General features: G+C 34.0%; 13 protein-coding genes and 1 riboswitch. Of the genes, 11 read left to right on the top strand and 2 right to left on the bottom strand.

Annotated elements, in window-relative coordinates:
- Positions 1-111 precede the first annotated feature (111 nt).
- Positions 112-1,470, bottom strand: a complete 1,359-nt coding sequence (locus Q7P22_RS05820) for a PFL family protein (RefSeq protein ID WP_303861833.1) — start codon at positions 1,468-1,470, stop codon at positions 112-114.
- Between the two features lie 13 nt (positions 1,471-1,483).
- Entirely contained in the window at positions 1,484-1,753 is a 270-nt protein-coding gene (locus Q7P22_RS05815; RefSeq protein WP_303861831.1) for an ACT domain-containing protein, read from the bottom strand.
- A gap of 309 nt (positions 1,754-2,062) precedes the next feature.
- Positions 2,063-2,154, bottom strand: a riboswitch (glycine riboswitch).
- A 214-nt stretch (positions 2,155-2,368) separates the two neighbouring features.
- Between Q7P22_RS05815 and prmA the strand changes: the two genes are divergently transcribed.
- The 11 genes from prmA (at position 2,369) to Q7P22_RS05760 (ending at position 10,406) form a co-directional block, all read left to right on the top strand.
- Positions 2,369-3,310 (top strand): 50S ribosomal protein L11 methyltransferase, encoded by a 942-nt coding sequence (prmA, locus tag Q7P22_RS05810; RefSeq protein ID WP_303861829.1) that lies wholly within the window; start codon positions 2,369-2,371, stop codon positions 3,308-3,310.
- Position 3,311: 1 nt separating this feature from the next.
- Positions 3,312-4,043, top strand: a complete 732-nt coding sequence (locus Q7P22_RS05805) for a 16S rRNA (uracil(1498)-N(3))-methyltransferase (protein ID WP_303861827.1) — start codon at positions 3,312-3,314, stop codon at positions 4,041-4,043.
- Positions 4,044-4,271: 228 nt separating this feature from the next.
- Positions 4,272-5,576 carry a tRNA (N(6)-L-threonylcarbamoyladenosine(37)-C(2))-methylthiotransferase MtaB gene (gene mtaB / locus Q7P22_RS05800; RefSeq protein WP_303861826.1) on the top strand — a complete coding sequence of 435 codons (1,305 nt, stop codon included), beginning with the start codon at positions 4,272-4,274 and terminating at the stop codon, positions 5,574-5,576.
- Between the two features lie 9 nt (positions 5,577-5,585).
- On the top strand, positions 5,586-5,927 hold the full coding sequence (locus Q7P22_RS05795; protein WP_303861823.1) for a histidine triad nucleotide-binding protein: 342 nt from the start codon (positions 5,586-5,588) through the stop codon (positions 5,925-5,927).
- A gap of 120 nt (positions 5,928-6,047) precedes the next feature.
- The gene (gene rpsU, locus Q7P22_RS05790) at positions 6,048-6,233 is read left to right on the top strand and encodes a 30S ribosomal protein S21 (RefSeq protein ID WP_303861819.1); all 186 of its coding nucleotides are present in this window, start codon (positions 6,048-6,050) and stop codon (positions 6,231-6,233) included.
- Positions 6,234-6,244: 11 nt separating this feature from the next.
- Positions 6,245-6,685, top strand: a complete 441-nt coding sequence (locus tag Q7P22_RS05785) for a GatB/YqeY domain-containing protein (RefSeq protein ID WP_303861818.1) — start codon at positions 6,245-6,247, stop codon at positions 6,683-6,685.
- Positions 6,686-7,052: 367 nt separating this feature from the next.
- A complete protein-coding gene (gene yqfC / locus Q7P22_RS05780; protein ID WP_303861815.1) occupies positions 7,053-7,337 on the top strand; it encodes a sporulation protein YqfC in 285 nt (94 codons plus the stop codon).
- Between the two features lie 11 nt (positions 7,338-7,348).
- Positions 7,349-8,524: a sporulation protein YqfD gene (locus Q7P22_RS05775; RefSeq protein ID WP_170128134.1), complete on the top strand. Its 1,176-nt coding sequence runs from the start codon at positions 7,349-7,351 to the stop codon at positions 8,522-8,524.
- A 45-nt stretch (positions 8,525-8,569) separates the two neighbouring features.
- Positions 8,570-9,511, top strand: coding sequence for a PhoH family protein (locus Q7P22_RS05770; RefSeq protein WP_303861849.1), 942 nt, complete (start codon positions 8,570-8,572; stop codon positions 9,509-9,511).
- Between the two features lie 83 nt (positions 9,512-9,594).
- Positions 9,595-10,044, top strand: coding sequence for an rRNA maturation RNase YbeY (gene ybeY / locus Q7P22_RS05765; RefSeq protein WP_303861811.1), 450 nt, complete (start codon positions 9,595-9,597; stop codon positions 10,042-10,044).
- Positions 10,045-10,055: 11 nt separating this feature from the next.
- A complete protein-coding gene (locus Q7P22_RS05760; RefSeq protein WP_303861808.1) occupies positions 10,056-10,406 on the top strand; it encodes a diacylglycerol kinase family protein in 351 nt (116 codons plus the stop codon).
- The last annotated feature ends 103 nt before the right edge of the window (positions 10,407-10,509 follow it).

Raw genomic sequence — 10,509 nt, 5'->3', positions numbered from 1 at the left:
GATGTTTTTTAATAGTAAATTTAGGTGGTAGCTGACCCTTCGCTCTGGATGACTGAGCAGGGGATCGGTCATCCAGAGTGAAGGCAAGTTTTGTCTTTGCTTACCACCTTATTAATTCTTAAAACTATGAATCGGAGCTGGTATTCTGCCACCTCTATTGATAAAGTCTTCTGAACTAAATTTATGAACGGACATAATAGGTGCATAGCCTAGAAGTCCACCAAATTCTACAGTGTCTCCAATGGTTTTACCGTGTACAGGAACGAGGCGAACTGCTGTTGTCTTGTGGTTAATCATACCAATTGCTGCTTCATCTGCAATAATGGCGGAAATTGTCGATTCTGGAGTGTCTCCAGGGATTGCAATCATATCTAATCCTACAGAACATACACTTGTCATGGCTTCTAATTTGTCAAAAGTTAATGCGCCATTTAAAACAGCTTGAATCATTCCTTCGTCTTCGCTGACTGGAATAAATGCTCCACTTAGTCCACCAACAGAAGAAGAGGCCATAATTCCACCTTTTTTCACTGCATCATTAAGCATTGCAAGGCATGCAGTTGTGCCATGGGTGCCGCAAGCTTCTAAACCAATCTCTTCTAAAATTCTTGCAACACTATCTCCAATTTCTGGAGTTGGAGCTAAGGACAAGTCTAATATGCCAAAGGGAACACCAAGCCTAGAAGAAACTTCTTTTCCAACGAATTGACCTGCTCTAGTAATTTTAAAGGCAGTCTTTTTTATATTCTCTGCTACGATATCTAATGGCGCACCTTTATCCTTTTCCAATGCGGATTTTACTACACCTGGTCCACTGACGCCCACATTGATGACGACCTCTGGTTCTCCCACACCATGATAAGCTCCAGCCATAAAAGGATTGTCGTCTACGGCATTAGAAAATACTACCAACTTTGCACAACCAATGGAATCTCGATCTTTTGTTAAATAAGCAGTGTCCTTTATGATTTTACCCATAAGCTTTACTGCGTCCATATTGATACCAGCTTTTGAACTAGCTAAATTAACAGAAGAGCACACTCTCTCTGTTTCACTTAGCGCTTCAGGTATAGAATGAATCAGGATTTCATCGCCTTTTGTAAAGCCCTTTTGAACTAATGCAGAAAATCCACCAATAAAATTCACACCTACTTCTTCAGCAGCCTTGTCCAATGTTTTGGCAAAAGCAGTGTAATTCTTGTCATCACTAGCAGCTGCGATAAGAGCTATCGGTGTAACAGAGATTCTTTTGTTAATGATTGGAATACCAAACTCTATTTCAATTTCATTGCCAACTTTAACGAGGTTTTTAGCATAATTAGTTATTTTGTCATAAATCTTTTGTCTAGCACGCTCACCATTAGAATCGATGCAATCTAACAAAGAAATCCCCATGGTAGTCGTTCGTATATCTAAATTTTCTTTCTCTATCATTCGAAGTGTTTCAAAAATATCACTGTAAAAGCTCACTAAATTACCCTCCTTAAATATTGTGCATGGACTTGAATAAGTCTTCTAGCTGTACTTTGATAGACAATCCAATTTCTTCTCCTAATGCCTCTAAAGAATCCTTTAATTCTTTAAAATCACAATCCATATTTGAAAGATTGACCATCATCATCATAGTAAAATAATTCTGCATAACTGTTTGGCTAATATCCTCTACATTAACCTTTTTTTCTGATAGTATCTTTGTAACATTGTAAATAATTCCCACCTTGTCTTTCCCGATAACTGTAATAACACCTTTCATATGAAAACACCTCCATGATATTTTTAACAATAGTTGAACAGCAGGTAAACAATCGTTTGGCGCCGCTTGGCTCACAAAACAGCAGTACAACACTAGAATCTCCTACGTCGATTATTCAATCGCGCCTTTCGCCAAATGAATGCCATGTATTCATTACGTAGCCATGTGATTTCACAACTACATCAGCAAGCTTCTTGTCTGCTACATTACATAGCTACTACGAAAGCTTCATTTTTGCTTGGTTTACAAGTACGCGAAAAAGAAAATGAGACCGAAGTCTCAAAGAAAAAAGCAAATTAAATTTAATATACTTTTGTCTCTGTCCTTTTACCTGAGAGTTTTAACCATAATGTGGCTTTATCCCCTTCGGTGCTCTTAGAAGTCTCTCCAGAGTTCTGTCCATTAACGAAGGTTACCCGTTAATTTCACCCAGCTAGTATGTAGTTATTTGTAGAATAATAAATTATATTTATTACTATAGCATTGGACGAAGAAAATGTAAATCATTTTGAAACGATAGTTTAACGATGATTAAGCTATCATTCCATCAGATGCTTGACCAAAGAAATTCCTTTATATATAATATACCAATAGTATTTTCTAGGAGGAATTACAATGATTTGGACGGAAATAAAGATAAAGTCTACGCCAGAGTCAGAAGAAGCAATATCTAATATTCTTTATGAAGCTGGTGCAGATGGAGTAGTAATAGAGTCACCAAACGATTTATCTGTATTAAAGAACAAAGAAGTACTATGGGATTATATAGATGACGATTTAATAAACATGGATCCAGAGGTTTCTATTATTAAAGGGTATATAAATGAAACGGAAAATGTAAAGGAAGCAATTGCTCAGATTAAAAAAAGAATTGATCAATTGCCTTCTTTTGGTTTGAATACGGGAAACGTAGAAACTACAGTTACAGAAGTAGATCAAGAAGATTGGGAGAATTCATGGAAACAATATTACAAACCTACTTTAATAGGACAACATTTTATAATAAAGCCAAGTTGGGAGCCCTATACATCGCAAGAAGGTGATATGGTTATAGAAATCGATCCCGGTATGGCATTTGGATCGGGTTTACATGAGACAACTCAGCTTTGTATCATCAATTTAGAAAAACACGTAAAAGAAGGAGATGTAGTCTTTGATATAGGTTGTGGATCAGGAATATTGTCTCTGGCTGCAGCAAATCTCAATTGTAAAAAGGTTATAGGAGTAGATGTAGATTCACTAGCTGTACAAGTGGCTAAGGAAAATGCTCTTCACAATCATTTAGATAAAATAATCGATATTCGCCAAGGTGATCTTTTAGATGTAGTAGATGAAAAAGCAGATGTAATAGTAGCCAATATTCTAGCAGAAGTCATTGTAAAATTAGCGGATCAAATAAAGCCTTGTTTAAAGGAGAATGGAATATTCATTTCTTCAGGTATCATACTAAGTAAAGTAGAATTAGTAGTAGATAGTCTTCTGAGTAATGGCTTTGAAATAATTGAAGTTCAACGAATGGGAGAATGGGCTGCAATAATAGCTCAATACAAGGGATAGTATGCATCGTTTTTTTATAGAAGATAATCAAATTGTAGGAGAACAAGTATATATCAGTGGCAAAAATCATGAACATATGACCAAGTCTCTGCGGGTGAAAATAGGCGAAAAGGTAGAGCTGAGCAATGGAAAGGGTTTAGAATATATAGCTACAGTACAAGAAATAGACAAAAATCAGGTCTTATTAGAAATAGTAGAAAAAACTACCAATTCTTCTGAAATGCCAGTCAAAATAACCTTATACCAAGGTCTTCCTAAAGCTACAAAAATGGATTTAATTGTACAGAAGACAGTTGAATTAGGTGTAACAAGTATTGTACCAGTTATTATGGAGCGGACGATTGTAGAAATTGATAAAAAGGCTAATAAGAAAATTGAACGATGGCAAAAAATTTCAGAAGAGGCAGCAAAGCAGTCAAAGAGAGGCATTATCCCCATAATAAAGCCTATTGTAAATCTAAAAGATATGGATAAAGAATTTGAAAAAAATGATTTGAATCTTATAGCTTATGAAAATGAAGAAGATAGCAATTTAAAAAAGATTTTAGAAGCACATAATAAAGTACAGAAGATAGGCATATTGATCGGACCAGAAGGCGGTATATCCGAAAAGGAAGCTCAATATTTAAAAGACCTTAAAGCAAAATCCATTTCTCTAGGGAAAAGAATACTTCGAACAGAAACAACTGGCATGGCTGCACTGGCGATGCTTATTTATCACTTCGAACTGTAGTGAAATAGTCAGCTAAGTCAAAATAAAGCTTTTGTAGTATTTATACACTGGTTTAGGAGAGTGGTTCGTTGGACGGTTAGATGGGAAAAACAAAAAGTGGATAGCTGTATTCTGACCCGTGAGACCTGACCTAAAAGACTGAAGGCTGGTGCTGATGGCTGATTTTTCTGCTTTACGCTTTCAACTTTCTGTGCTTTTAACATAAAATAAAAAGGAGAATTTATATAGATGAAAACCGCTGCTTTTCATACATTAGGTTGTAAAGTAAATACCTATGATACTGAATCGATGATGGAATTATTTGAAAAAGCAGGTTATGAAATTGTAGATTTTGAGGAACAAGCAGATGTTTATATCATTAACACTTGTACAGTAACAAATGTAGGTGATAGAAAGTCTCGTCAGATGATACGAAAAGCAAAGAGGGTAAGTCCTCAAGCTATAGTAGCTGTAACAGGTTGTTACGCTCAAACATCTCCTGAAGATCTGAAAAAGATTCCAGAAGTCAATATTATTATAGGCAATCAAGATAGAAGCCGAATTGTCCAATTAGTAGAAGAAAAAAAGATATCTGGTCACAATATAGATATTGTACAAGATATTATGAAGACAAAAAAATATGAAGAATTAAAAATATCTAAGGTAAAAGATCATGGGAGAGCCTTTATAAAAGTTCAAGAGGGTTGCAATAATTTTTGCTCTTATTGTATTATTCCTTATGCCAGAGGCCCAGTAAGAAGCAGGAGTATAGAGAATATTCTCGAAGAAGGTAGGCAAATAGCAACACAAGGTTATAAAGAAATCGTCATAACGGGCATTAATGTATCTTCTTACGGTAGAGAATTAGAGGGTGTTACTTTAATTGATGTACTAAAAGGTTTAAATGAAATAGAAGGTATAGAGCGTATTCGCCTAGGCTCCTTAGAGCCTATGTTGTTAGATGAAGAGTTTATTATGGGTTTAGAAGATATAAATAAATTGTGTGACCACTTCCACTTATCTTTACAAAGCGGATCAGATGAAATATTAAAGAAAATGAACCGTAAATACGATACAAAAATGTACAAAACCATTATAGATAATATTAGAAAAGTATTTCCTCGAGCATCTTTGACCACAGATATCATGGTAGGATTCCCAGGAGAGAGCCATGAAAACTTTAGAGAAAGCTACGAGTTTATTGATCAAATTGGCTTTAGTAAACTCCACGTATTTAAATATTCAAAACGACAAGGTACTCCTGCATCAAAAATGGTCGATCAAATACCAGAGTCTATAAAAGAAGAGAGAAGCAAAGAAATTATAGGACTTTCTGATAAATTGGAAAAAAACTACTATAAACAATTTTTGGGTAAAAAAATGGCTGTATTGATTGAACAAAGTTCAAAAGAAGATTATAATATTTATCAGGGACATACTACAAATTATATATTAGTAAAAATACAGGGTAATAAAAATATGATCAATCAAACAATTCCTGTAGAGATCAAAGAAATACATACAGGTTTTGTCAATGGAATCCATAAAGAATAGGAGATTTATATGGACGATTGTTTGTTTTGTAAAATTGCAAGTAAAGAAATTCCTGGGGAAATAGTCTATGAAGACGATAATGTAATAGCAATAAAAGATGTTAATCCTCAAGCACCTATACATCTTTTGCTCATACCAAAAGAGCATTACGATTCAGTGCTTACTGTACCAGCTGGAAATGAGATCATCACTCAAATACACACTGTTGCAAATCGATTAGCCTTAAAGTATGGCATAGTAGATACTGGATTTCGATTAGTAAATAATTGTGGCGAAGATGGCGGACAAACGGTACTTCACTTACACTATCATTTATTAGGTGGAAGAAATTTGGGTTGGCCTCCAGGTTAGAATTATTTGACATGGTATATTTGTATATTATATAATAATAGTGTTAAATGCCCGCTATTACGATAGTAGCAATAACTCTAACAATCTGTTACATTAATGTAGTAGAGGGGAGGGTGGAAAATGTCTGAAGTAAAAGTTAAAGATGGTGAATCATTAGAGAATGCTCTACGCAGATTTAAGAAAAAAACAGCTAGAGCAGGTGTAATGTCTGAGGTTAGAAAAAGAGAACATTACGAAAAGCCTAGTGTTAAGAGAAAAAAGAAATCTGAAGCTGCTAGAAAAAGAAACACTAAAAAGTTTAGGTAAGAGGTGTTTAAATGTCCCTCAAAGAGCAATTGGTCGCTGACTTAAAGCAGTCAATGAAGGATAAGGATACAATCGCAAAATCAGCCATCACATTAGTAAGAGCAGCAATACTTCAAGTCGAAAAAGATGAAAGACGAGAATTATACGAAGACGACATTATTGATATCATTTCGAAACAAGTAAAGCAGCGAAAAGATGTGCTTATAGATTTTCAAAAAGCAAATAGGCAAGACTTAATCGACCAAACGGAAAGGGAAATTGAAGTTTTAACGAAATACCTTCCCCAACAATTAAGTGAAGAAGAATTAAAAGTCATTGTACTTGATGCGATAAATGAAGTTGGCGCAACCTCCATGAAAGATATGGGCAAAATCATGGGCATAGTAATGCCTAAGATTAAAGGCCGTGCTGACGGTGGAATGGTCAATAAAATAGTAAAAGAAAATCTGTAGTTTAAAAAAGTCCGAGAACTTGCGTTCTCGGACTTTTTTTAGCCATCAACCAGCAAAATGGCTACCAAAGGTAGCTGTAATGCTTTATGTATCTTGCTTATCATTTGTAGTCAATTAATCCCACCTCGCAATATTCTGTCTTCTGATTTATTATATTTAATAAGAAGTTCTACTTATATACATTAAACAATGTGTGAATTATTGTGCAAATGCTACTACTAATTCTAAATGACCCGAAAGGAATGCAATAAACTAGTAGCTGATCGCTGACTGCTCATCATTGGCAGCTGCCAATGATGTTTAAGTCATATCTACAAATTCTTAAACATAAGATACCATATGGAGAGATACCATATGGAGGGGTTCTATGGGAAAAAAAAAGAAAATTGAAAATATAAAAGAAAATGTAAGTGATGCGTTAGAGTTACCAAAGGAAATCACCTTAAATCTGCCGAAAGTGACGATGGTAGGAAGTACACAAATTCGGATAGAAAATCATAAGGGTATAATAGAGTACAGTGAGAGTAAAATAAGAGTCAACTCCAAAATTGGCATTATCGTAATAACTGGCAAAAATCTGTTTATTAGAAATATCATTAAAGAAGAAGTGCTCTTAGAGGGGAAGCTTGAGAGTGTACAAATAGATGGATAGGAGGTGTTAACTTGATCATTGTTAAGTTATGGCATTATATTAGAGGTTATGTTATTATTAACATAAAAGGCAGACATCTTGAGAGATTAATCAATCTTATCCACCATAATAATATTTTGATCTGGGATATTTTTAGAATAAGCTCAGAGGAAATAAGCGCGAAAATAGAGATAGGGGATTACAAAAAAGTTTCTGAATTATCGGATCAGTTATCTTGTACTATTGAAATCATAAGAAAATCAGGAATGACATTATGGAAATGGAGAGTAAAAACGCGAAAAATTTTTGTCATAACTTCTTTTCTTGTCTTACTAGGCATTTGTTTTATATCTTCTTTAGTATTAACCGTCGATGTAATGGGTGATATCACTGTAGATAAAAATGAAATTATAGAGGATATAGCAAGTAGAGGTTTAAAACCTTGGAAATTAAAAGGTACTGTAGATATCGAAGAAATTAAAACATCTTTTTTAAACGATTATAAAAACTTTGAATATATAGATATTGAATTTAATGGGACGAAAGCTATTATTGATTTAGTAGAGGCAAAAAAGATAGAAAAAATATATGATAAATCCCTTCCTGTAGATCTTATAGCTAAAAAAGATGCTATTATTAAAGATATTCTAATTATCAACGGTACTGCTAATGTAGAAGTAGATCAAGAAGTGAAAAAAGGAGATTTATTAGTAAAAGGTGAAATAGTCACCTCTAAACAAAATGATGAAGGAGAAGAGATCTTTTTCAATCAGATTCACGCTAAGGCTAAGGTCATGGGTTTAGTAGATTATACAGAAAAATACGATATACGAAAATATAAAATGATTGATGAAGATCGCTATAAAATAAATAGAGTAATACATATCGGAGATTTAGTGATTAATTTCCTCGATAGCGACGAAAACTATTATTATCACAGCAGTGAAGAGGCAAATCTTCATATTTTTGATTTTAAACTTCCTGTTAAAATTAATAAAATAAAGTATTATGAAAAAGAAAACTGTGTTAATAAATCGAAAGAGGAATTAGAAGACGAAGTACAGGAAAAAGTAAAAAAGAAATACAGAGAAATTGGTCAAGTGCAGGATATACAGATTGTTTCTATACAGGAAGAAAATAATATTAATAAATATGAGGTAAAAGTCCATGTACTTGAGGAAATAAGTGAGGAGCAGCTCCTCGATTAAAACACACTAAGGAGGAATCACTTTTTGTCAGATTATACAATAAGTATGACCATTGAAGATGGGGAACTACTAATGAAATTGCTAGGCCAATACGATGAAAACCAAAAAATAATTGAAGAACAAATGAATGTACACCTTGTATTTAGAGATGGAGATCTCAAAATTGTTGGTGAGCAGAAGAATACCGAGAATGCTAAACGAGCCATTGATAAAATGGTGCAAACCATTAAAGATAGCGGCCCAATCGACTCTCAAAAGGTATCTTATATTATTGAACTAGTAAAAAAAGATCATGAAAATGATTATGATAAATTGAGCGATATTATTTGCTATACTCATAAAGGGAAGCAAATTCGCTGTAAGACTTTAGGACAAAAAAAATATATTAAATCCATAGAAAAAAATGAAATTGTTTTTGGGATTGGACCAGCTGGTACAGGTAAGACTTACCTTGCCATGGCTATGGCTGTAAAGGCCTTTAAAAGAGAAGAAGTCAGTAGAATCATCTTAACTCGTCCAGCAGTAGAAGCTGGAGAAAAACTCGGCTTCTTGCCAGGAGACTTACAGGATAAAGTAGACCCATATCTAAGACCATTATACGATGCATTGTATGATTTGATTGGCGCAGAAGCCTATACTCGTTTTAGAGAAAAAGGATTAATCGAAGTAGCTCCATTGGCGTATATGAGAGGGAGAACTCTAGACGATTCCTTTATTATATTAGATGAGGCTCAAAATACAACGCCAGAGCAAATGAAGATGTTCTTAACTCGTATGGGCTTTGGTTCAAAAGTAATCATAACAGGAGATATTACTCAAGTTGACCTGCCTATGGGCAAAGTTTCCGGTCTGACAAAAGCAGAAAAAATCCTAAAAGATATTAAGGGTATCGACTTTATCTACTTAACAAAGGACGACGTAGTAAGACACCGAATTGTTCAGAAAATCATAGAAGCCTATGATAAATATGATACGGAACATCTTTAATGTGGTCAGCAAAACCATATATGCCACCAATGGTGGCAAAGTTTTACTTACAATATAGAACTTAGAACGAACATGGAGGATTAATGGAATTATTTATCGATAATAGATACCATATTGAAATAGAAGAAGAGCTTGTTGCCAAATTAGAAAAATGTGCTCGCGAGTGTTTGAAGGTAGAGGAATTTCCTACTAATGTGGAGATTAGTTTATCTTTAGTAGGTAATGAAGAAATTCATCAATTAAATAAACAGTATAGAGAAAAGGACTCGCCTACTGATGTGCTTTCTTTTCCTATGGTTGAAGATGATGATGACTTAGATCAAGAGATGATTCTTTTAGGGGATATTGTCATCTCTATTCCCAAAGCACAAGAACAGGCCATAGAGTATAGGCATAGTTTTGAAAGAGAATTATGTTACCTTACCATTCATAGTATGTTTCACCTTTTAGGTTATGATCATATGGAAGAAGAGGACAAGCAAATTATGAGGGGAAAAGAGAAAGAAGTAATTAAAAACCTAAATATCTGTTAGTTGGTGTATATATGAAAAAATTAATATCTAGTTTTAAATACGCCTTTCAAGGTATTCAATATGCGTTTACGACTCAAAGAAATATAAAAGTTCATTTTGCAATAGGAATAATAGTGCTCCTTCTAGGGATTTACCTTAAACTGAATTTATTAGAATGGTGTATTTTGTTTTTGACCATAAATATGGTTATTACAGGAGAAATGATCAATACAGCTTTAGAAAAGACAATCGATTTAGTTACAGAAGAATATAGAGTTCTCGCAAAAATCGCCAAAGATGTAGCAGCTGGGGCAGTACTTATAAGTGCAGTGTTTTCAGTTATTATAGGGATTTTGTTGTTTTATTCAAAATTATTTATGTGAAACGGTTGGATGGGAAAACCTTAAATGCGAAAAACAGAAAGTAATTTTTTTTATATCCAACCAATTGTAGTGTCTGATTACCTAATTTTTGATAATAATTATA

The organism is Alkalibaculum bacchi (assembly GCF_937875145.1).
GTDB classification, from domain to species: Bacteria; Bacillota; Clostridia; order Eubacteriales; family Alkalibacteraceae; genus Alkalibaculum; species Alkalibaculum bacchi_A.
This window is presented reverse-complemented; position numbering and strand designations above follow the sequence as displayed.

What these genes read in the sequence shown, in the direction of transcription:
- Q7P22_RS05815 (WP_303861831.1), bottom strand. Translation starts at nt 1,753, where the DNA reads ATGAAAGGTGTTATTACAGTTATCGGGAAAGACAAGGTGGGAATTATT.
- prmA (WP_303861829.1), top strand. Translation starts at nt 2,369, where the DNA reads ATGATTTGGACGGAAATAAAGATAAAGTCTACGCCAGAGTCAGAAGAA.
- Q7P22_RS05805 (WP_303861827.1), top strand. Translation starts at nt 3,312, where the DNA reads ATGCATCGTTTTTTTATAGAAGATAATCAAATTGTAGGAGAACAAGTA.
- mtaB (WP_303861826.1), top strand. Translation starts at nt 4,272, where the DNA reads ATGAAAACCGCTGCTTTTCATACATTAGGTTGTAAAGTAAATACCTAT.
- Q7P22_RS05795 (WP_303861823.1), top strand. Translation starts at nt 5,586, where the DNA reads ATGGACGATTGTTTGTTTTGTAAAATTGCAAGTAAAGAAATTCCTGGG.
- rpsU (WP_303861819.1), top strand. Translation starts at nt 6,048, where the DNA reads ATGTCTGAAGTAAAAGTTAAAGATGGTGAATCATTAGAGAATGCTCTA.
- Q7P22_RS05785 (WP_303861818.1), top strand. Translation starts at nt 6,245, where the DNA reads ATGTCCCTCAAAGAGCAATTGGTCGCTGACTTAAAGCAGTCAATGAAG.
- yqfC (WP_303861815.1), top strand. Translation starts at nt 7,053, where the DNA reads ATGGGAAAAAAAAAGAAAATTGAAAATATAAAAGAAAATGTAAGTGAT.
- Q7P22_RS05770 (WP_303861849.1), top strand. Translation starts at nt 8,570, where the DNA reads ATGACCATTGAAGATGGGGAACTACTAATGAAATTGCTAGGCCAATAC.
- ybeY (WP_303861811.1), top strand. Translation starts at nt 9,595, where the DNA reads ATGGAATTATTTATCGATAATAGATACCATATTGAAATAGAAGAAGAG.
- Q7P22_RS05760 (WP_303861808.1), top strand. Translation starts at nt 10,056, where the DNA reads ATGAAAAAATTAATATCTAGTTTTAAATACGCCTTTCAAGGTATTCAA.